Annotated in this window: 19 protein-coding genes; 5 read left to right on the top strand and 14 right to left on the bottom strand. The window is 38.6% G+C overall.

From position 1 onward, the window contains the following. Positions 1-110: 110 nt before the first annotated feature. From ACDZ29_RS19490 to ACDZ29_RS19465, 6 genes are all read right to left on the bottom strand, one after another. Positions 111-1433, bottom strand: a complete 1323-nt coding sequence (locus ACDZ29_RS19490; protein ID WP_289324459.1) for a sensor histidine kinase — start codon at positions 1431-1433, stop codon at positions 111-113. A 576-nt stretch (positions 1434-2009) separates the two neighbouring features. Further along, positions 2010-3950 (bottom strand): FtsX-like permease family protein, encoded by a 1941-nt coding sequence (locus ACDZ29_RS19485; protein ID WP_375088383.1) that lies wholly within the window; start codon positions 3948-3950, stop codon positions 2010-2012. Next, positions 3928-4704: an ABC transporter ATP-binding protein gene (locus ACDZ29_RS19480; protein ID WP_289324457.1), complete on the bottom strand. Its 777-nt coding sequence runs from the start codon at positions 4702-4704 to the stop codon at positions 3928-3930. The genes ACDZ29_RS19485 and ACDZ29_RS19480 overlap by 23 nt, the downstream gene beginning before the upstream one ends. A gap of 97 nt (positions 4705-4801) precedes the next feature. After that, positions 4802-5863 (bottom strand): sensor histidine kinase, encoded by a 1062-nt coding sequence (locus ACDZ29_RS19475; RefSeq protein WP_375088382.1) that lies wholly within the window; start codon positions 5861-5863, stop codon positions 4802-4804. Next, positions 5860-6567, bottom strand: coding sequence for a response regulator transcription factor (locus ACDZ29_RS19470; RefSeq protein ID WP_289324455.1), 708 nt, complete (start codon positions 6565-6567; stop codon positions 5860-5862). Before ACDZ29_RS19470 ends, ACDZ29_RS19475 begins: the two co-directional genes overlap by 4 nt. Before the next feature lie 121 nt (positions 6568-6688). Next, on the bottom strand, positions 6689-7144 hold the full coding sequence (locus ACDZ29_RS19465) for an SMI1/KNR4 family protein (protein WP_370014444.1): 456 nt from the start codon (positions 7142-7144) through the stop codon (positions 6689-6691). 1186 nt (positions 7145-8330) lie between these two features. On the opposite strand from ACDZ29_RS19465, the gene ACDZ29_RS19460 reads away from it, so the two are divergent. Together ACDZ29_RS19460 and ACDZ29_RS19455 are read left to right on the top strand one after the other, a co-directional pair. Then, positions 8331-8768 carry a DUF1641 domain-containing protein gene (locus ACDZ29_RS19460; RefSeq protein WP_289324453.1) on the top strand — a complete coding sequence of 146 codons (438 nt, stop codon included), beginning with the start codon at positions 8331-8333 and terminating at the stop codon, positions 8766-8768. A gap of 35 nt (positions 8769-8803) precedes the next feature. Further along, positions 8804-9985, top strand: a complete 1182-nt coding sequence (locus ACDZ29_RS19455; RefSeq protein ID WP_375088381.1) for an NAD(P)/FAD-dependent oxidoreductase — start codon at positions 8804-8806, stop codon at positions 9983-9985. 87 nt (positions 9986-10072) lie between these two features. Here ACDZ29_RS19455 and chbG read toward each other — a convergent pair whose 3' ends face one another. From chbG to ACDZ29_RS19430, 5 genes are read right to left on the bottom strand one after another with little or no spacing between them, the layout of a single operon-like run. Beyond that, complete coding sequence (chbG, locus tag ACDZ29_RS19450; RefSeq protein ID WP_375088380.1) at positions 10073-10804, bottom strand: chitin disaccharide deacetylase; 732 nt, start codon at positions 10802-10804, stop codon at positions 10073-10075. Then, positions 10801-12144: a 6-phospho-beta-glucosidase gene (locus ACDZ29_RS19445; RefSeq protein ID WP_375088379.1), complete on the bottom strand. Its 1344-nt coding sequence runs from the start codon at positions 12142-12144 to the stop codon at positions 10801-10803. Before ACDZ29_RS19445 ends, chbG begins: the two co-directional genes overlap by 4 nt. Beyond that, positions 12141-12488, bottom strand: a complete 348-nt coding sequence (locus ACDZ29_RS19440; protein ID WP_375088378.1) for a PTS lactose/cellobiose transporter subunit IIA — start codon at positions 12486-12488, stop codon at positions 12141-12143. The genes ACDZ29_RS19445 and ACDZ29_RS19440 overlap by 4 nt, the downstream gene beginning before the upstream one ends. A gap of 17 nt (positions 12489-12505) precedes the next feature. Next, positions 12506-13855: a PTS sugar transporter subunit IIC gene (locus ACDZ29_RS19435; RefSeq protein WP_289317079.1), complete on the bottom strand. Its 1350-nt coding sequence runs from the start codon at positions 13853-13855 to the stop codon at positions 12506-12508. A gap of 4 nt (positions 13856-13859) precedes the next feature. Then, complete coding sequence (locus tag ACDZ29_RS19430; RefSeq protein WP_289317080.1) at positions 13860-14168, bottom strand: PTS sugar transporter subunit IIB; 309 nt, start codon at positions 14166-14168, stop codon at positions 13860-13862. Positions 14169-14458: 290 nt separating this feature from the next. On the opposite strand from ACDZ29_RS19430, the gene ACDZ29_RS19425 reads away from it, so the two are divergent. After that, entirely contained in the window at positions 14459-15175 is a 717-nt protein-coding gene (locus ACDZ29_RS19425; protein ID WP_375091172.1) for a GntR family transcriptional regulator, read from the top strand. 364 nt (positions 15176-15539) lie between these two features. Next, entirely contained in the window at positions 15540-17429 is a 1890-nt protein-coding gene (asnB, locus tag ACDZ29_RS19420; RefSeq protein WP_375088377.1) for an asparagine synthase (glutamine-hydrolyzing), read from the top strand. Positions 17430-17531: 102 nt separating this feature from the next. Here the strand turns inward: asnB and ACDZ29_RS19415 are convergent, their stop codons facing one another. The 3 genes from ACDZ29_RS19415 to ACDZ29_RS19405 form a co-directional block, all read right to left on the bottom strand. Continuing rightward, positions 17532-18140: a methyltransferase domain-containing protein gene (locus ACDZ29_RS19415; protein ID WP_375088376.1), complete on the bottom strand. Its 609-nt coding sequence runs from the start codon at positions 18138-18140 to the stop codon at positions 17532-17534. A 159-nt stretch (positions 18141-18299) separates the two neighbouring features. Then, positions 18300-18662 (bottom strand): PqqD family protein, encoded by a 363-nt coding sequence (locus tag ACDZ29_RS19410; protein ID WP_375088375.1) that lies wholly within the window; start codon positions 18660-18662, stop codon positions 18300-18302. After that, positions 18652-20544 (bottom strand): OPT family oligopeptide transporter, encoded by a 1893-nt coding sequence (locus ACDZ29_RS19405; RefSeq protein ID WP_289317084.1) that lies wholly within the window; start codon positions 20542-20544, stop codon positions 18652-18654. The genes ACDZ29_RS19410 and ACDZ29_RS19405 overlap by 11 nt, the downstream gene beginning before the upstream one ends. 444 nt (positions 20545-20988) lie before the next feature. Between ACDZ29_RS19405 and ACDZ29_RS19400 the strand changes: the two genes are divergently transcribed. Next, positions 20989-21645 carry a cupin domain-containing protein gene (locus ACDZ29_RS19400; protein ID WP_375088374.1) on the top strand — a complete coding sequence of 219 codons (657 nt, stop codon included), beginning with the start codon at positions 20989-20991 and terminating at the stop codon, positions 21643-21645. The last annotated feature ends 52 nt before the right edge of the window (positions 21646-21697 follow it).

Genomic DNA, 21697 nt, shown 5'->3' with positions numbered 1-21697 from the left:
ATAATATAATCCCGAGAACGGAAAAAAGTTTACAAAAAAAGTATGATTCCTTCTTTTTTTGAGGAATCATACCTTTTTTATCAATATTCTGCTTCCCTTTGATTATCCGTTCAGCCCATTCTTCCATTTACAGGTATCATCATCGTAACGGTCGTTTCTTTTTCAGTGGATTTTACATGAATCTCTCCATCATATCTGTTAACCAAGTCTTTAACGATGAACAATCCTTGTCCGCGTATTTTTCCCTTTTGTGCCTTTTTGGTAGAAAATCCGCTGGCGAATATGTTCTCCTGATCTAATTCGGAAATCATCGGTCCGGTATTAGTGACCATAAACGTATACTTTTCATCATCAGCTTTGCAGGCAATATTCATTCGGCGTTCATGCTCTGGCAATTCAATCGTTGCCTCGATAGCATTATCGATGACATTCGATAATAGTTTAATCAAGTCGATTGTTTTGACCCGATTGAAGGATTTGTGTGAAACATCAATCTCAATATCGATGTTATAATTCTGGGCCGAGAGCCTTTTCGTCTCTAACAGGACAGATAAGCCCGGATGTATCACATCCAATTTCATCGATTCAATCGAATGCACTTCTTTTGAAAGGCCAGTTAAATAATCGAGCGCTTTTGAGTTCTCCTCTAATTTAAGCAGTCCATGTATCACCTGAATATGATTGGAAAAATCATGCCTTAATGAGCGGACTGAAGCAATGAGCGATTGAAATTCCGAATGATACGTATCTTCCGTATCCCCGACTTCACGTGTCAGTTCTTTTTGATACCATTTTTGAAGGACAAAAAAGGTAACCAGCAACATGATAACAAATCCCCCATTATATACAAGGATGGCAATGCTGCTTTTCAATACCTTTCCGTTAATGGCATTAATATCTTCTGCGCTCACATCAATGCCCAAAAAACCAATAATGGTGCCATCTTGATTTTTCATTGGCACACCCACAGTCAAATACTCCCCATATTCGGGATCTTCCAGAATCCCGGTAATAAAGCTTTTGCCTTCATACGCCTGTTTGACCTGCTCCGAAGGAACAGTACATACGCCGCCGATAGGAAAATCGCCTTTATGATCTTTAGAAAATCCAGTAATCATGGCTTTGGATACTTTCGGGTTATCAACCATGATTGTATAAACATATAATGCACCTATTTTTTCACGGGCATCCTCTAAGTAAGCTTTTATATCCCTATATTCCCGGCTCTTTACTTGGTTATTAAGAAATCGCTGATAGGCCTCTACATCCATTGAGTCGGCAATAGATCTAGCAGCTACCAAGTTTTGATTAGCAACGGATTTTTGCACAGAATTTTTAATGCTTAAATATGTAGAAAGCATATTTAGAAGAATGAAAACAATTAATAAAAGAATACTCAAATAAAGAAATGCCCTTAACTTTTTATTTTTCATAGGATTAAACTTACCTCATCTCTAGCAGCTAAAAGTTAACGAACCTATTTTGAGTTTACTATATAAAGGGACAAAGAAATAGAGAAAAATCTAATATTCTCCATAACTGCAGGCATATCATACTATAATTAATCAAGTAATTAACAGATTACCCACTTCTTTTTTGATAGTTTCGCCACTTTTTTGATCCTATAACTTTTTAAATTTTAATCTACATTAAATCCAATACTAAATATTTCTAATAAAACATTTTTTTACCTATATAGTTTATTATATTAATATAATTTCATATGAGAATATGGAAAATCAAAAGTCGTCGAACTCGATATTTCCTCATGAAATAAATAATTTTACCCTTTATATGAAAATATTACAAGAATCTAGAGGTGCCATCAGTAAAATCACACCAAAATTTACATTTTTCATATTCAGGTGCAAGAAAAAAACGGATTACTCTCTTTCAATAGTACATATTAACTGATTTATCATTAAGGGAAACGCCAATTCAAAAGAGAAGTTTTCCTTTTAATGAAAAATGGAATCAGAAGATTATCCCCTGATTCCATTTTGATAGCTTTATTTTATCGCATTGATGACTGCCCGCTCATACATTTTTTTAGTTACTTGATAATATAGCAGTTGAAGAAGAAAATACGTAGCGATGACCATGGCCGAATAACCAAACAAATTGGAGCCCAATAAATTGCTTAATGCCACGTAGGCAACTATGGCATGCATCATCCCTATCACAAAAGGAGCGAAAAAGAGGATGCGTATTTCCGCACTTAAAATTTGCTGTATTTCTTTTTTTGTTAGACCCAATCGATGAAGGGCATGAATTTGGATCTTCTTATCTTCTAAATTCGTAAAAACTCGCAGGTACATCATGCTTCCTTGGACGATAAAGAATAATAAACTGACAAACAAACCGATAAATAAGATCAATATGCTACCTTGTTTCATTTTATGATAAATAGGTGCTCTTGTTTGCAATTGATGGTCAGGATTGTTAGACATTTTTTCGATTTTCCCAGAGGTTTCCATCGATTCTTCCCAATCTTTCACTTCGTACCCGCGTACTCTTACCATCTCTTTTAAAGGCATATCAGCAGTTATTTCATTATACAGCTGATCATCGACCACCATCAGGGTGGTTGCTGATTTGATGGGAGCGATTATGGAATGATTGCGCTGACCCGCCATTGTAACCCGTATGATTTGTTTACCATAGTGAAGCTCCTTTTGTTCGCCATTTTGGACGAATTGATAATCCAGTCCCCCTCCATAAGGAAAAACGTATAACGCTTCTTTTCCAGATAACTTTGCGGAATCTAATTTTCGCAAAGTTGCCGCTTTGTTATAATCACTTTCCGAGATTAATAATGACCTATTTTCACTGGGTTCTCCCGTTCTCATATGGGGAAGCATGTGAGTGATGGGCACACCTGTCATATTTACTTTGTAAAGGATCTTGAATCCATCTTCCTTTAAAGTTTTCTCTACTTCGGATGGTTCAATGACGGAATAGATGGAAGCGTCATTTTCAACCCAGCCAATTGATTGTGGAATGTTATCCACCCCTTGCTTCTTTAAATCTGCACTGAACATGAAAAGTGTTCCTGCAGCTGTCAAAATGACGGCCGTAATGATCGAGGTTAAAAAGAATAACCTGGAATAATCCTTAATATTAAATATCAGGTTTGTTTGGTTAATTAAATTCGTTCCATTGTACAAGCTTTTCTTCTTCTGATAAAGCCTTCTGCATAGAGCGACAATACTTTGACTGAATAAAAAATAGGTTCCGATCAGTATGAATATTAAAATGGGCAATACCCGAATATACGAATTGTTCATTGACATCGTGACTGCCAAATAATAAGAAATGCTTAAGCAAACAACTGATAGTGCAATTAACCACTTTGAAACAATGGGCGTCTTTTTTGGTTTTTGTTTATCTTTTAGTAAATCGACCACTTCTGCATTTCCAATGTAAAACAATGAAAGTAGCGATAATAGCTGAAATAATAAAATGAAACCAACAATCGTATATATGAAGGCCTTAGGGACAAAGACAAACGATAATGGTTGTTCTACAGCCAATAACCAAGAAACTGTCATTAAGAATAACTTTGAGAACAAAAACCCCAATCCTACCCCAATCATGATTGATATGAGGGAAACGATCGTTTGCTCCAGGTAAATCAGTTTTCTAAGTTGGGATTTGGACATTCCAAGTAGTGTGAGCAAACCAAACTCTTTTTTTCGCGGCTGTAAAAATGCGGCATTCGAATAAGCTATAAAGAAAACCGAAAATATGATGATCACAATTTCAGCAGCAATGAGCCCCTTACTAATAAGCTTTCCCCCAGGGATATTAGTATGGACCACATCAGGATGAAAGATAAATGATGCATAAATAAAAAAGATTGAGACGGAAAGTACGATACTGAAAAAATAAGCAAGATAACGTTGGGCATTTCCTTGGATGTTTCTCTTAGCGAGAAGTCGAATGTTCATGATAGACTCCTCCCAAAACACTTAACGTATCTAAAATCCTATGATAGAAGCTCTGTATTTCCCCTCCATTATGAACCTCCGAAAAGAACTTGCCATCCTTTATGAATAAAACCCGGTCACAGAAACTGGCGGCAGTCGGGTCATGAGTGACCATGAGGATTGTTGCTCCCTTTTTCTCCTGGAGTGTCGTGAGGGTATCCATTACCTGCTTGGCAGACTTGGAATCCAAATTACCTGTAGGTTCATCTGCTAAAATAATGGATGGTTCATGAATCATCGCTCTTGCACACGACGTTCGTTGCTGCTGACCTCCGGATATTTCAAAAGTCCGTTTTTCTAAAATCCCTTCAATCCCCAGAAGGTGTGCCAACTGATTTACCCTATTTTCCATTTCATCGAGTTTATAATGATCTAACGCTAAAGGAAGGAGGATATTTTCGCGAACGGTAAGTGTATCAAGAAGATTAAAGTCTTGAAAAACAAATCCAATCTCCCTCCTTCGAAACAAAGCCAGGTCCTGATTTTTTAATTCATTAGGATTTTGATCATTTAGAATGACTTTCCCGGTGGTGGGCTTATCAATCGTGGCCATTAAATTAAGCAGAGTGGTTTTCCCGCTGCCCGATGGACCCATCACTCCGACAAATTCCCCTTTCTGTACATTCATGGTGAAATTATCTAACGCTTTATGAAATAAATTCCCCTGCTTTTGAAAATAAGTTTTGGATAATTGCTCCGCTTTTAAAATCGACATCCTACATGCCTCCCTTTCTTACCACAAGTATAATGAATATAGTGGGAGGCTCCCATCGAAGTTTATTACATAACCGCTTAACAGCCTTACAATTTTGTCACCTTTCATGTAAGGTATTTGTATTAAAGAGAAACTCCACTGTAGTCCCTTCGGATACAGTCGATTGTATGGTAATCCCATGCCCAAGTCTGTTAACGATTTCCTTCACTAGATATAGTCCCATTCCAGTTGACTCTTGTTGGGCCCGCCCGTTCTCTCCTGTAAAAAATGGATCAAACACTCGTTTTACATCATGTGGGACAATTCCAATGCCCTGATCCGTTATCCTAAGTAAAACCTCTGACTTTTTTTCAACAATGTTGAATGTTATGCTGTCATGCTCTCCCTGCCTTGAATACTTCAGTGCATTAAAGACCACCTGACTAATGGCAAAGTGAAGCCACTTACGATCCGAATGCACATATAAATTCTCATGCTCCGTGTCAAGTCTAGGATAAATGAACCGTTTGATGAACTGTTTCTTTTCCTCGTTAATCACTTGCTTGACTAGATTAATCAAGTCAACCCGCTCCGATTTTACATCCTCTGAAAAACGCTGCAGCCTTGCTCCATGCAAGATAATTTCCAGCCCTCTACGAAAACGATCATTTTCTTCTTCAATCTCTTTAAGATAATCCTTCATCGACTCATTCGAAAATGTCCTTTTCCCTTCTTGAACCAGTAAAGAAATGACGGAAACAGGTGTCTTCATTTGATGTACCCATTGGTGAATCAACAGTTCATATTGCTCCTTCTGATTGATCTGTTCTTGTAATTGTTCTATCGTAGCCTGGTTCATTTGTTGAAAAAGCTCAATCCACAATTTTTGTTCATTTGACAGGGGATCCCTAAAGGCTTCGACATATTCAAACGTCAAGCTCGGTTCTTGCTTCATCCTTACTAACTGATTAAGAAAACGGTAATGCCTTATGTAATCTATCGCTAAAAATAGTAACATCAAAAACAACGCGAGAATAAATAAATAGATGATATTGGAAATCGATATCTGATTTCCCGCTTCTAAAACGGCTAATGCATAAGCAATAATAAGCAGGCTTCCCAATAGAACAGTATAAAATATAAAATAAAGACGGTCTTTAATGTAGGATTTTAGCTTCACTTTTCTTCACCTTGCACTATTTTTAGTCGATATCCTTTTCCCCTGCTGGTTGTTATGGCATGCGTGACGCCAATATCCTCAAGTTTTCTCCTCACTCTAGTGACATTGACAGTCAAAGTATTGTCATCAACAAATGAATCATCATTCCAAAGTGCTTCAAGTAAATCTTCACGCGAGACAATGGTGTCATACTGTCGTAGTAAACAACTCAATAATTTCAACTCATTTTGAGTTAACGTTACCTGATTGTGTTGATATTCGATCATCGCTTTTTCCGTATAAAGCGTTAATCCATCCATTTCCTTTACTTGTTGTTGGAATGAAGATATTTCAGCATATTCACCATAAACCCTGCGTAGGACGCTCTTTATTTTCGCTAGTACCACTTCCAAATGAAACGGTTTTGTTAAATAATCATCTCCCCCATATTCAATGGCCATGACTTGGTTCATTTCATCTGTCCTTGCAGAGATAAATATGATGGGAACCTTTGAAACCGTCCTTATTAGTCGGCACCAATGGAAACCATCATAATATGGCAGATTGATATCCAATAAAACCAAATCTGGCCTTATCTCCTGGAACTCCGCAAATACTTTGTCCAATTGCTTAACTTCAAAAACCTCATATCCATACCTTTTTATATAATTGACCAAGATTCCAGCTATTTTGACATCATCTTCAATCAATAAGATTTTATACATTTTCTTCACCTCTTTAACATAACAATCCTTACTATCACTCTTACATATCATCAATCTTGTTATTGAATTTACAATAAAAAACCTTGAATGGTCTGAGCCAATCAAGGGGATTCAAATAAAATTAGATTTCCTCCGGGATTTTCAATCCCTCGATGAAGGAATTAAAACTCTCTGCAACTTTATAAATATTTTCATCCTGGCTTGATGGATCGGAATACCACCCCTGATCCCAGAAGTAAACTCCCTTTTCCTCTTCGTTATCTATCAGCAAGATTTTACCTGTACACGTATCATTACCTATAATAATGCAATTCTTATGTAAGTCTTCTCTGTTTTCTTCATGCCATTTCTGTAAATCCAGTTCTTTATCCGGAAGCTCTAACCCATAAAGTACATTTAAGCAAACGAGTGTGTCTAATGCATCTACATAAAACTTACTGTTTTGCACTGCAGTTGTGCCGCCATTATGGGTAAGGAGAAACTGTTTATAATCTCCAGGGATTTCAAATCCCACATATTTCTGAAAATTATTCACTGATTCTTGTGTCGCTTTTCCATATCCCTTAATACTAACCATTCTACCAACTCCTATTCAGTTTATTGTCGCAAAAACTTTAAGGCCATTTCACCTGCTTATAAAATGGACCGGGCCCTACACAGCCAAATGGCATTGCACTCTGGTATCTAAACTTTCCTTTTTCTTATTGGATATCCTTAACAATAAATTATTCATTATTTGTTAGAAAATAACACTTTTTTAAATATATTAACATAATTTTACTATCCTTTTCAGTATTTTCTGATATTTTTTTGACAATTTCGTTGCTTTTTATTAATAAAATAGCTTTTTTTAAAAAAGAGTTTTTGTCGAAAAATCGATAAATTGTATAATTTGTAGATTAATTAGGAGTTTTCGATGATATATCTCCATTTCCGAAGATATATTCCCGATTTCGCAGATAAATGAAACATAGCATTAAATATTATTCAATAAAAAAGGCGCCCAACCATCATCTTCGAGGTTGTGCGCCTTGTCCCTATCTATTTATTAATTCCATTACATCTCATACAATTTTATAGTCATCATAAGTAATTAATAACCTGCTCATAGAAACTGTCTCAGCACGAAGCTTATTCTTATCACGGCAATAAGCTATTAAGGAACTATTGGGAAGTTTAGCAGTACAGTTCCATTTTCTATATTTCTCACAATACCTGGAGGATATTTCGATAACTTCTCCACGTATCTTTAACATCCTGCGTTCTACCAAGGGCATCATCTCCAATTCCGATAATATTATTTACCCTAAATCAGATAAAATATTCTTGGGGTCCATACTTGCATGGCATCTTCAAAGATTATGGACATTATAGTACAACAAACATCCATGTGAAACTAAAGATGTCTATTTAGGAATCACGGTGTAAGAGCTAAATGTAGCCATCATTTATTACTTGGACAAGCTATAGAACAAGCCACACCATAATAATAAAGTGAATCACAATCGTTATCTTATATAAAAAAAGTTAAATGTCCCTAATAAAAAGCTATATTTAAGGTATTAAAACCAGAATAACCTTAATATTTTTTTGGAATATTAAGATAAATCACAAAATCCACCTACTAGCTCTTAATTATAACTATTAAATTATATTCCTATCACAAAAAATATATTTGAAATTAAGGGATTAGAGTCGTATGATTAGTAGTATCGGCGGAAAACACATAAAACAAAATAATTAAGTTTAAAGGGGAATTAGATATGGTAGATGTAGTCTCAAAACCTGAACATGAAACATTTAATATTTCTGCAAACCAAGAACAATTGGATATCCTAGATCAGCTTTTAAAGCCTGAGGTTCAGGAATCCTTGAACACTTTAGTTGAGCAGTTACCAAAGCTGACTGAGTTAGTGAATATTTTAACAAAGTCTTATGATTTCGCTCAATCAGTAGCGACTGATGATGTTTTGAAAAATGATACGGTCAGCGCCATTTCGGAGATCGCAGGACCTGTAGTCGGTTCAGTGAAAGGGCTTGCGGCTAATGCCATCGAAGCTAAGGATCGTGCTGAAGTGAATACTGATGTGATTGGTCTTTTTGGTCTGTTAAGAATGATGAAAGATCCGCAAGCACAAAAGCTTTTCCGTTTCGCCCAAGCTTTTCTTGAAGTCTCTTCAGAACGTAAAAACCAAAAATAATTTGATAAACTTTCAGTAAGAACGGGGGATTAACTATGTCAAAACAAATCGTCATCTTAGGTGCAGGTTACGCTGGTTTACTATCTGCCTTATCCGTACGTGAATATTACAAAAAGGATGAAGTGCAGGTTACAGTGGTGAATCAATTTCCAACACACCAAATCATCACCGAATTGCACCGTCTTGCAGGCGGATCCATTTCTGAACAAGCTGTTTCCATTCCTTTGGAAAAACTTTTCAAAGGAAAAGATATCGACCTTGCCATTTCCAAAGTGGAGTCTTTCACAGTCGATAAAAAAGAAGTGAAGCTTTCCAATGGCTCCACTTTATCTTATGATGCCCTGGTTGTTGCTTTGGGAAGCCAAACAGGATTCTTCGGCATTCCGGGTCTTGAGGAAAACAGCATGGTCTTGAAATCCGTAAATGATGCAAACAAGATTTACAAACATATCGAAGATCGCATCCGCGAATATGCACAAACGAATAATGAAGCCGACGCAACAATCGTGATCGGCGGCGGCGGCTTGACGGGCGTCGAGTTAATCGGTGAAATCGTGGATCATTTCCCTAAAATCGCCAAAAAGTTCGGAGTGGACTTCAAGGACTTGAAAATCAAGCTTGTGGAAGCTGGTCCAAAAATCCTTCCGGTCCTGCCTGATCACTTAATCGAACGTGCCATGACAAGCTTGGAAGCACGCGGCGTTGAATTCTTGACAGGTCTGCCTGTTACGGGTGTTAAAGGAAACCAAATCGAATTGAAAGATGGACAAACCATAACTGCCAATACGCTTGTTTGGACAGGCGGAGTCGCAGCCCTTCCTATCGTTGGCGAATCAGGCCTTGAAGTGGATCGCGGAAAAGCAACCGTTAATGAGTATTTGCAATCCAAATCCCATAATGATGTATTCGTCGTCGGGGACAGTGCCGTTGCATTCCCTCCAGAAGGCGGCCGTCCATACGCTCCTACTGCACAAAATGCTTGGCAAATGGGTGAGCTTGTTGGATACAACCTATATGCAGCCTTTGAAGGCAAGAAACTTGAAGAATTTTCACCTGTAAACTCAGGTACACTTGCGAGCCTTGGCCGTAAGGATGCGGTGGCAACCGTTGGGGCCAATAACACTTCCCTTAAAGGTCTGCCGGCTACATTGATGAAAGAAGCAAGTAATGTTCGCTATCTATCACACATCAAAGCCCTATTCAGTTTGGCTTATTAATTTTAGATAAAGCAATCATGAATTATAAAGGACCATTCATCATTTGATGAATGGTCCTCTTTGTAATTAAAGGGCTACAATTTAAAATCAAATCTTAACTTGGTTGATGCTGAATCTAAGGAAAAATCCCTCTGGTAATTTTGCATTTGTCAAAATCCGGAGTTCTTTTATGCGTTTATCATTATAAGAGGAAACTTTCATCAATTCTTCATCCATATAAGCAGGATGAGTCATTATCTCTACGCTTGCCCCATCCATTACCCGTCCCTTCAGGTTTTGAAAGTAGTCTTCAACCACCATTTCTCCATAAAAGTCATCCAGGAACACATCTGTAACGGTTTGAATCCCAGCAAGGTGCTTTCCGGCATTACGCACTGGCAATCCGTATTTATCGGATAGCTTTTGAATAACTGGCAGAAACTCTGTTATCCCGTGTACATGATGATGGCTGTCGAAATGAGTCGGTAACAGACCGAATTCCAAGAATCTTTCGATCTGTGCTGACCACTCCCTCTCCAATTCGCTCAAGGAAATACCGTTAGTGTCACCATATACCAAACCTTGCTTCTTAAAGAAACCAGATTCGTCAACTAAGCTCGGCACGTCGCTCAGCAAAGGTTTTCCCCATGTCAGCACTAAGTGAATACCTACTTTCAACGACGGTGTCTTCTTTGCGATTTCAATCGCATGCTCCGTTGCTTTCGCATTCATCATGATCGTTGCCGAATTGACAATTCCATATTTGTGGCTATCCAAAATCCCATAATTCACCGCTTTAGTTAACCCGAAATCATCTGCATTTACAAGGACCTCAATCATGATAAATTATCCTGCAACTCCTTTTTTTCAAAAAACTGAGGCAGATAATCTTTATGTGCCTCAAGCATTTCGTCTAAGATAAGTTTCGCTACCCTATCACTTGGAACGAGTGGATTAATCGTCATGGCTAGCAATGCAGTATCATAGTCACCTGATACCGCAGCTTCGATGGCTACCCTTTCAAAGGACTTGATTTGTTGAATTAATCCGCGAACGGCGACAGGAAGCTCTCCTACATTGATTGGCTTGGGACCATCCTTAGTTATCACGCAACTGGTTTCAATAGCCGATCCATACGGGATGCCTTCAATCGCACCATGGTTGATGGTATTTACCGCTTGAATATCTCGCTTATCCGTATGCATCGAGCAAATCAACCGTACAGCCGCATCACTGTAGTACGCACCTCCGCGCTCTTCAAGCTGCGGCGGCTTGATAGCCAGATCCTCGTCTTTGTAAAGCTCGAATAATCCTGCTTCAAGTCTTTGAACGACCTCAGCACGTGTTTCCCCTTTTTCAGCATCCTTCAATTCTTGGGCTAGTACATCACCCGTTTTATAATAGTAGTTGTGGTATGGACACGGAAACAGGTCCAACGCTCTAAGGAATTCCGGCTCCCAGCCCATTGCATGGATATTCTTCATCGTGACCGCTTTAGCTGGATCTGTAATCAGATTGATGATTTGATCTTTGACACTCTCCCCATCAACGAATACATCCAAGCCGTAAACCATATGGTTCAAACCAGCAAAGTCGATCCGGACTCTTGATGGCTCGACATCCATCAAATCCGCAACACCTCGTTCCATGCCAATCGGAACATTGCAAAGGCCGATGATCTTGGAAATATTACTGTGACGCAGAACTGCTTCCGTTACCATTCCAGCAGGGTTCGTGAAGTTAATCAGCCATGCATCCGGACATAACTCCTCCATTTCACGAGCAATATCCAGAATGACGGGAATCGTTCTAAAAGCCTTGAAAAGCCCGCCTGGTCCATTCGTCTCCTGTCCAATCACTCCGTGTTTCAATGGTATCTTTTCATCAAGAGCCCTTGCTGCGAGCTGACCAACCCGCAGTTGGGTTGTTACATAATCCGCCCCTTTAAGCGCTTTCTTTCTATCTAGAGTGAGATGGACATCAATATTCACACCGGCCTTTTCAATCATCCTTCTTGCCAAATCCCCGACAATTTCAAGCTTTTCCTTCCCCACTTCGATGTCCACGAGCCAAATTTCACTCACGGGAAGTTCTTCATGATATTTAATGAAACCTTCGATCAGTTCTGGCGTATAGCTCGATCCTCCGCCAATCGTGACAATCTTCAGCCCCTTACTCATTCGGCAGTCCTCTCCTTCACAACATTTGCATGTAAGAATTCTTCGCGTAGATCGATCATTTCCATTGCAAGATCCTTTACTGTCATCGCCGTCATTAAATGATCCTGTGCATGCACTAGGATGATGGGAAGATCAAAATGGTCCCCGCCCGCCTCGGCATGGATTAATTGAGTTTGGTATCTATGGGCCTGCAGTAATTCCGTTTCGGCCTCGGCGATTTTCAAACGGGCAGAATCAAAATTCTTTTTCTTTGCTTCCTGCAACGCTTCCATTGCAAAGCTTCTCGCATTCCCACTATATAAAATCAATTGAAAGGATAGCTGGTATAATTCTTCTTTTTCCATTTTTCATCACTACTTTCTTAAACGCTTAGCGTTTCTGAATCTTTTGTAAGCTTTGTTTCATTTTTGGTGTCTATCTTCACTTGAGCATAAACGAATGGTAAATAAATAGCTGTTGAAATGACTAGATTGATTGCAGCCAAGACCGCTCCAGATACATGTCCGCCTGTGGCCAGGAATCCACCCACAATCGGTGGGGTAACCCATGGGATCTTAGCGACGATCGGGAAAACCATTCCGCTGCTTACCGCTATATAAGAGATCACCGTTGTAATTACCGGACCGAGAACAAATGGGATGAACCACATTGGATTCAGCACGATAGGCAAACCGAATAAAATAGGTTCATTAATCTGGAACACCCCTGGAGCCCCACCGAGTGCAATCATCTGTTTATAACGTTTCCGACCGGCAATGATCATTGCGATGATAAGGCCCAATGTTGCACCAGATCCGCCTAAATAAACAAATGCATCCAGGAAAGAACCTGCCAATACCCCGTATTGGTCCATGTCTTTGACACCTTGTGCATATAAATCAATATTTTTCACTCCCGAACTTTCAAAAAGCGGTGTCGTTATCCCTCCAAGGATATTTGGACCGTGCAAACCGATCATCCATAATAAATGAACAAGAAAGACTAGTAAAATAGCGAATGGCAATGAATCTACAGCACTTTGTAAGGGGGATACAATCACTTTACTAAGCCAGTCATTCAGTACCTGACCATCCGTAGCTTTACGGAATAGCAGTCCGAACACACCAGCGACAAAGATCGTTGCCATACCCGGCACTAACTTTGCAAATGAACGGGCTACCGCTGGAGGTACTCCATCAGGCAATTTAATGACTAAATATTTAACTCGGGAAAGTCTCACAAATATTTCGGTTGCTATTAAGGCTACGACTATTCCTGTAAATAGGGCCGTGGCATTAAAATAGTTCACGCTTACGAAACCCCATGCCCCTCCTGTAACATCCTTATCATCGATGGTTAAAGTGACATTTCCGATTTGAGGCAATAATAGGAAGAAACAGGCCGCGGAAACCAGCATCGCTTCAAAACCATCGTCACCGTATGACCTTGCTAGTTTATAAGAAATGCCGAATACAGCGAATACCGTCATGAATGCAAAAGTTCCAAACCAAATATCACCGCCTAGCGTATTCCATGCAGGACCGAAAATGGCCTCCATCATTCTTCCGTAAGGCTTGATGACTTGCCCAAGATTATTGAACAGGACGGCGAATGACCCAATCATTGTAATCGCTATCATTCCAATCAATGCGTCACGAATCGCGAGCAGATGCCGGTTATTTCCTACTTTTACAGCGCCGGGCATAATATACTTATCAATAAAAGTCATCATATCCTTATTCTCCTTTTATTAAAGTAGTGGCTTGTTTAAGTACTTCTTCACCATTACATAGTCCATAGAACATTGGATGGATGGTTGCGACCGGAATTCCCTTTTCTTTTCCCGCTTCCTGTAACTTGGAAAGAAGATATCGAACCTGCGGACCTAATAAAATTACATCAGCCTTATCCATTTCATTGTTCACTTCTGTAGAACCAACAGCCCATATATTGCACTCTACCCCTTGTTTTTTAGCGCTTTCCTCCATCTTGGTAACTAATAAACTAGTAGACATCCCTGCCGAACAACATAATAAGATATTCATTGAAAGTACCCCCCTTTTTTATGATTGATTATTCAGTATTTTCAAGCAAAATTAAACCGTAATTTTATAATGAACGATGTTCCCTTGCTTTATCACTTCCCTTGAAAGGCATTTATAATATGGGTATTATTACCTCCATACATACATTGTAGTTACAAATCAAAAAAATATCAACACAATTTTTAATTTGTTACTACAAATTTATGATTTAAAGTTGATTATTGAACTTATCCGAGATAATCTATATGTATATATTGGAATGAGTATAGGAGGAATCATCTGTGGAAACCATGAATAAAGAAGCGGCATTGCATTCCATAGTTAAGGAATCGATCATCGATCTCATAAAAAATGGCGAATATCAAACAAATACAAAATTACCGACTGAGGCTGAGTTTTGTAAAATATACGGAGTAAGCAGGACAACAGTTCGCACGGCCTTACAGCAATTAACCGTCGAAGGCTATATCTACCGTGTTCAAGGCAAAGGGACTTTCGTTTCGGAAAATAAAGTGAAGCAATTCCTTTCAAGCACGGTTGAAAAGTTCTCTGAGCAAGTCACGTTGCAAGGAAAAAATCCTTCCACAAAGGTCATTAGCTTAAAGGTGATTGAAGCAAACGCTACCCTTGCCAAGCTTTTTAAACAAAATATTGGAGACCCAGTAAACAAACTGGAACGGATACGTTACGTAAACGACGTCCCCCTTCAATATGAAATTGCCTATCTCCCATGGTATAAAACTCCCGGGCTAAATATCGAAGCCTGTGAACACTCACTCTTTAAAGTACTTGAAACACAATTCAATTTAAAAGTAAAAAAAACGGTCGAACACTTGGAGTTTTCACTAGCCGACGATTCCATTTCTGACAAATTGGATGTACCCAACGGTTCACCTTGTTTTTCATTAGAAACTTACACATATGAGAATGATGGATCGGTCATTGAATTCTCTAAAACTCTCTTTAGAGGCGATCGTGCACACTTTGTCATCGAACGGAACTATTGATTAATAAATACAAGGAGTCAGATGCTTATTTCAGTGAGGCAGCCCATTTTTTTCGGCATTTTCGATCTATTGCAGTTGGATTGTCCCTTATGCTCAAGTTAAAGTTAAGTGTTTTTTTATATGCGTTTAGAGGCAATCATATCGATTGCCTCTTTTTTTGCTTGGATTCATTGTGACCACATAAAAACAGACTTACAAATTAATTCATCAAATGAGTAAAATTGACAAATATAGCATTATAATCTAACCTAGTAGACTAGAGATATTTTACTACTTAGATTGACATCCAAACTTTATACCTATATTTCTTGATAAAAGTTACTGGGGAATCTCTTACTATTAAATAATTAGGCAGGTGGATTTTATGTGCGGTTTTGTTGGATGTATTCAAAAATATCCGGAAGCCATAAATTCAAATATGAAAGACACGATCAAGAAAATGAACACGATCATCACCCATAGGGGCCCGGATGATGAAGGATATTTTTTTGATGAATTTGTGAATTTTGGATTTAGGAGATTAAGCATAATCGATATAGATAATGGTAACCAACCTCTTTCATATGAAAATGAAAGATATTGGATCATTTTTAATGGCGAAATCTATAATTATATTGAACTAAGGAAAGAACTCACTGATGAAGGATACGAGTTTACTACGGATTCTGATACGGAGGTAATATTGGCTCTCTATAGTAGCCAAAAAGAGCAAACCGTCCAGAAACTGCGCGGCATGTTCGCTTTTATCATTTGGGATAAACTCGAGCAAAAACTATTTGGTGCAAGGGACCATTTTGGAATCAAGCCTTTTTTCTACTGTGAACAAGATGATGTCACATATTTCGCATCAGAAAAAAAGAGTATCTTGACAGCAATGAATGAAGAGTTGGACGTGAATTCATTACAGCATTTTCTCAGTTTTCAATATGTTCCCGAACCTTCCACCCTTTCCAAAAACATTAACAAGTTATCTCCTGGACATTATTTCACTAAAGTGCCCGGAAAGAAAATGGAGATAAAAAAGTTCTGGAAACCTATTTTTCGCCCTTCCAATATAGAAGATTCAAAGGTCATAAAAGAAATACAAGAAACTTTAATGGACTCCGTGAACGTACATATGAGAAGTGATGTTCCGGTTGGATCTTTTCTATCAGGAGGGATTGATTCATCATTTATCTGCTCCATCGCAAAACAGATTAACCCTAAGATCAAAACTTTCTCTGTAGGATTCGAAAGAGATGGATATAGTGAAATAAACGTTGCAAAGGAAACGGCAGCCGCTCTAAATGTAGAAAATATAAGTTATATCATAAGTCCTGAAGAATTCTTGGCAGAACTTCCAAAGATTATCTGGCATATGGATGACCCTTTAGCTGACCCAGCTGCCGTTCCGCTATATTTTGTCGCACGGGAAGCTAAAAAGCATGTCAAGGTCGCCTTGTCCGGGGAGGGTGCAGACGAGTTATTCGGCGGATATAATATATACCGGGAGCCCCATTCACTGCGCATGTTTTCCTATATACCAGCTCAGTTGAACAGCATGTTGAAGGCACTTTCCTCTGTTTTGCCAGAAGGGGTTAAAGGAAAGAGTTTTATAGAGCGCGGAGTTACACCTTTAGACGAACGATATATTGGAAACGCAAACATATTCGGCGAGAAAGAGAAAAAACTTTTATTAGTGAATTATCGCAACGGATTAGAAAATGAAAAAGTGACAAATCCCATCTATCAAAGTGCTTTAGAATATGATCCTATTACCCAAATGCAAAACATTGATATTCAAACTTGGCTAAAAGGGGATATTTTATTGAAGGCAGATAAAATGTCCATGGCGAATTCTTTAGAGGTAAGAGTTCCATTTTTGGATAAGTGCGTTTTCGATACGGCTTCAAAACTTAGCATGGATCAAAAGGTAAGAAATGGAACGACCAAATACATGCTCCGAAAAGCTGCCCGCGGGATAGTGCCGGAACATGTATGGAGCAGAAAGAAGTTAGGCTTTCCAGTTCCTATACGCCATTGGTTAAAGGATGAATTATACGATTGGGCAGTAAGATTAATCCAGGGAAGCCCAACTGACCACCTTTTTAACAAACCGCAAATTATGAAATTACTTGAAAACCATGTAAATAATAAAACGGATAACAGCCGGAAGCTCTGGACCATTTTAACCTTTATGATTTGGCATCAAATTTATATAGAAAAACAATATGAGCCACAGCCTCAAAAGATTTTACAATATGCTGTACATTAAACATCCCTTATGCTTTTTCATTCATTTCACCCAAGCATCCATGAAACATTGCTTGGGTGTTTTTTATATTTACTTGATTATCATTAAGAAACTAAAATCCATTCAATTTAACAATTGGTATATGACGAATTTCTCAAAAGGATTAGATTCAGTCAAGCCTGGTAACATCACTTCGTCTTTCATCTCGAAGGCGGTTTGATTTTCGAGGAAAAAAATATAATCCTGTGAAGGATAAAATAAAATCAGCTCGATTTGGCGCGGTTCTTTTTCAAAGGAAAGCAATATGTTATTGATGATTTTCATGAAAATCTGTACAGAGAACGGATTAAAGAAATAAAAACGATTATCTTTCGTATCAATATGATATTCTTCAGCCAAACAACATTGGAATTCTATATTGCCATAGTTGTTTTTCCTTTTTTTCATGTAGCCATTCAGATTCTCGATCGCTTCTTTGTAGAAATTTTCATTCATCTCCACGCCAACCACAGATGATTGATATAAGTGATGGATAAAAAAATTCAACCGTCCTTTACCGCATCCAAAATCCACAATGCGATCATTTCGTTTCAGTGGATATTTTTTGAATAAATGTTCTAATGCGTTATATGGCGTAGGCTCGTATCGGTGATAATGCAAAGAATCATTGAATTTTTTTTGTTCACCTTCCGTTTTGATGTTCAGCATTTCATCATAATTCGTGTCTTCCATTGTTATGTCCACCTGCTTCATGTTTTTTCATTAAAGGTGATCTTATCCAGGGTAAAGTTTTGTTATATGAATGTCCAGACAATTAATTGGATTTTGCTTTAGTTACATAATCATTAAACTAAAAAAAGCTGAAGCAGCAAAAAGAGCTTCAGCTTTTTTTCATTTTTCTTCTTCATCCCATATGATCCAGTCATGAACCTCAAGGATTTCCAGAAATTTCATCAATCGCGGCAAGGCTGGTTCCGCTTCCTCACCAAAGTGTTCACTCATCGCTTTAGAAATCTGATTGACATTGCTTTGGAACTCCATTTGTTTAATGGCAAATGCCCCAAACTTATCAAGCTTGATTTTCCGGACTGATGGTTGTTTAAAGAAACGAATCGTAATTCGTTCCACGAAATTGGTCCGTTGAATGACTAAAAAAGTTGCTTCCGGGGATTCTTGTTCCATAGTGACGCGTCTTTCCAAAAGAGGAACCATAGTTAACAGGTTCCTCTTTTTTGATTGGCGTTTACGAAGCATCTTCTTTTTTCCCTTTGCTAGATACGAACCAAAGCAATCCAGCTAGAGCAAGGAATAGTAAGAAAGGTATCAAATTGCTGGCTAATTTAGCCGCAGCCGGTACTTGGACACCTGCTGCAATCAATATGGCAATAAGTACACCAATCAATGATTCACCTGCTATTAAACCAGATGCAAATAATACACCTCTATCAACACGTGCTTTAAGCGCTTCTTTTGTTTTCGAGAAGAATTCAACGAAGAAACGGATAAATCCACCGATCATGATTGGGGCACTAGTATGAACCGGCAAGTATATGCCGACTGCAACAACAAGTGAATTCAGACCGAAAAACTCTAATGTTATGGCAATAGCCGCACCGATAAAGATAAGGGTCCAAGGTAAATCTCCCCCAAGAACACCTTCAGCAAGTATTTTCATTAGTGCCGCTTTAGGTGCAGGTAGTTCTGCAGATCCCATCGTATAAGCGTTATCCATTAGAACCAGGATAAAACCAATGACAGAAGCAGACGCAACGACACCAATCATCATGGCAACTTGTTGTTTCCATGGTGTACCGCCCACGATATATCCTGTTTTTAAATCTTGAGAAACATCACCTGAAACCGCAAGTGCTGTACAAATGATCGCAGCAACGGTTAAAGCGGCTACCATTCCTGTCGTACCAGTAAAACCAGTAGCTTTATAGACAATTGCTACAATCAATAGTGTGGCTATCGTCATTCCAGAAACCGGGGAAGAAGAACTTCCGACGATTCCAACAACCCTTGAAGCCACCGTCACGAATAAAAATCCAAAAATCGCAATTGCAATCGCACCAATGATACCAACATCAGTTATTGGTGTGAAAGCAATGATTAAAATAACAATGATCGTTCCCAGCCAAACATATTTAGCCGGTATGTCTTTTTCAGTACGGATTGAACCTGATTTAAGTTGCCCTTTATTGGCTTTTACGCCTTTAAGAGTATCAATAACTGAACTGAAAAGTATAGGTAATGTTTTGATCAATGTGATCAATCCGCCAGTTGCAACGGCACCAGCACCAATATAGCGTATATAATTATCCCAAATTCCCCATGCATCCAATTCACCGATCGGTACATCAGAAGGGAAAATGGCTGTTCCATTGCTGCCGCCAAAAAAGCTGATGGCCGGTATTAGAACGACCCAGGCTAATAACCCCCCACCTAGCATTTGTCCTGCAACACGCGGTCCAATAATATAACCTACACCCAAAAGGGAAGGAAAGGCATCAAGACCAACCACTGCATTTTTAAAATTCGTGATTCCTGTTTCAACCTCTGTCTTGAAGAGCTTGAACCCATCACCAAGCCCTTTAACCACACCGCCGATAACCAAACCGGCTCCGATTAATTTCGCGCTTGTACCACCCTTTTCTCCTGACTTCAGGACCTCGGCACATGCCGTACCTTCAGGATAAGGTAATGTTTCATGTTCCCTTACAATCAAAAGCTGGCGAAGGGGAACCATCATGAAGACCCCTAAAAATCCCCCAGTTAATACAACGAAAATGATGAATGCTTGACTCACGTCCATGTCCCACATGAATAATGCTGGAATGGTAAATACAGCACCGGCACCAATAGCCTCACCTGCCGTGGTCATCGTTTGCACAATATTGTTTTCTAATATTGAATCCCTGCGAAAAACCCCTCTTAAGATAGCCATTGAAATTACCGCTGCGGGTATTGAAGCAGAGACAGTCAACCCAATAAGTAGGCCTAAGTATGCATTTGCCGCCCCAAATACGATTGCAAGAATGATCCCTAGAATTATTGCAGTTGCAGTTAATTCCGGTAGAGATTTAGATGCAGAGACGTACGGAACGAATTTACTCTCTTTTGAATTGTTCGACAATTTTAGCCACTTCCTATGTTTAACTTTAAAATCACAGAGAACATTATATCACTGTAATTTAAAGACACGCAATGGAAAAATACTGCTTGTTAAAAGTTTGATTATATCAAAAATTCAGTTTAGTAGTTTCGGTTTTATAGTATATAAAAATAATATTTATCTAATATTACACCAAATCAATGCATCTCTTTCATACTATGACGGGATCACAAGGGACTCCTAAACCCTTTTCATCTAATTGTGTTTTATGGTCAATTTGATTCATTTGCATTAAATTCAACAGGCTATTATATAATAATTTAATCTGTGTCCTTTCCTAAAAGATAGACAGGGATCATATACGATCATTAGGACCATAGGCAAATAACCCTGGGTTTTTGCACATTACAATGAAATCTAACATATCCTGAAAAATGAACTCATTAGAAAAGGAATGATACATTCATGGTCTCCTATATGGACTATACCTCACCATCCACACAATATTTTTTCGATGTTAATCAAAGCAATTTAATGAAAAAAGACAATCAAAACTATATAAATGTATTAGGTATCAAACAATTGAACACACTCGAAAATGTTTCACTATTAGATATTTACCTTAGTAAGAACAATGTCGTAGAACCGCATTATCACCAAAATGCTGCAGAGCTAGTGTATTGCATTACTGGAGCTGCAACCGTTTCATTACTGAATCCATTTACTAAGCAAATACAAAATTACCCCATTAAACCCGGTCAAGTAGCTAATGTTCCACAAGGTTGGTGGCATTATGAAGTGGCTAATACCGATAACACTCATCTGCTGGCCATTTTTAACGCATCAACACCTGAGGTGATCCTCGGTTCGGATATCTTGAAATTGACACCTGCAAATATTATGGCACATACGTATTGCATGGATGAAAACCAATGGAAAAAAGCAATTGCACCGGTCCAACCATCAACATTCATCGGTCCGCCAGCAAACTGCCATCGAGCGCCCGAAGAAGACATTCAGCAATATCCGCAATATATTAATCACTATGATAACCAGATGTATGCTGCCCCTGCACCCAACTATCAATTCCAACCTAATCCCCAGTATTATTATTATTATTGAAGATAAGTGTCGGGAACTTGATTAACCCTATTCAATTCCTATACCCCCTTCA

Origin of the sequence: Peribacillus sp. RS7 (genome assembly GCF_041956845.1) — a bacterium.
Lineage (GTDB): Bacteria > Bacillota > Bacilli > Bacillales > DSM-1321 > Peribacillus.
This window is presented reverse-complemented; position numbering and strand designations above follow the sequence as displayed.

Bases quoted from the DNA above. Each gene is read 5' to 3' on its own strand.
- ACDZ29_RS19490 (WP_289324459.1), bottom strand. From the start codon at position 1,433: ATGAAAAATAAAAAGTTAAGGGCATTTCTTTATTTGAGTATTCTTTTA.
- ACDZ29_RS19485 (WP_375088383.1), bottom strand. From the start codon at position 3,950: ATGAACATTCGACTTCTCGCTAAGAGAAACATCCAAGGAAATGCCCAA.
- ACDZ29_RS19480 (WP_289324457.1), bottom strand. From the start codon at position 4,704: ATGTCGATTTTAAAAGCGGAGCAATTATCCAAAACTTATTTTCAAAAG.
- ACDZ29_RS19470 (WP_289324455.1), bottom strand. From the start codon at position 6,567: ATGTATAAAATCTTATTGATTGAAGATGATGTCAAAATAGCTGGAATC.
- ACDZ29_RS19465 (WP_370014444.1), bottom strand. From the start codon at position 7,144: ATGGTTAGTATTAAGGGATATGGAAAAGCGACACAAGAATCAGTGAAT.
- ACDZ29_RS19460 (WP_289324453.1), top strand. From the start codon at position 8,331: ATGGTAGATGTAGTCTCAAAACCTGAACATGAAACATTTAATATTTCT.
- ACDZ29_RS19455 (WP_375088381.1), top strand. From the start codon at position 8,804: ATGTCAAAACAAATCGTCATCTTAGGTGCAGGTTACGCTGGTTTACTA.
- chbG (WP_375088380.1), bottom strand. From the start codon at position 10,804: ATGATTGAGGTCCTTGTAAATGCAGATGATTTCGGGTTAACTAAAGCG.
- ACDZ29_RS19445 (WP_375088379.1), bottom strand. From the start codon at position 12,144: ATGAGTAAGGGGCTGAAGATTGTCACGATTGGCGGAGGATCGAGCTAT.
- ACDZ29_RS19440 (WP_375088378.1), bottom strand. From the start codon at position 12,488: ATGGAAAAAGAAGAATTATACCAGCTATCCTTTCAATTGATTTTATAT.
- ACDZ29_RS19435 (WP_289317079.1), bottom strand. From the start codon at position 13,855: ATGATGACTTTTATTGATAAGTATATTATGCCCGGCGCTGTAAAAGTA.
- ACDZ29_RS19430 (WP_289317080.1), bottom strand. From the start codon at position 14,168: ATGAATATCTTATTATGTTGTTCGGCAGGGATGTCTACTAGTTTATTA.
- ACDZ29_RS19425 (WP_375091172.1), top strand. From the start codon at position 14,459: ATGAATAAAGAAGCGGCATTGCATTCCATAGTTAAGGAATCGATCATC.
- asnB (WP_375088377.1), top strand. From the start codon at position 15,540: ATGTGCGGTTTTGTTGGATGTATTCAAAAATATCCGGAAGCCATAAAT.
- ACDZ29_RS19415 (WP_375088376.1), bottom strand. From the start codon at position 18,140: ATGGAAGACACGAATTATGATGAAATGCTGAACATCAAAACGGAAGGT.
- ACDZ29_RS19410 (WP_375088375.1), bottom strand. From the start codon at position 18,662: ATGCTTCGTAAACGCCAATCAAAAAAGAGGAACCTGTTAACTATGGTT.
- ACDZ29_RS19400 (WP_375088374.1), top strand. From the start codon at position 20,989: ATGGTCTCCTATATGGACTATACCTCACCATCCACACAATATTTTTTC.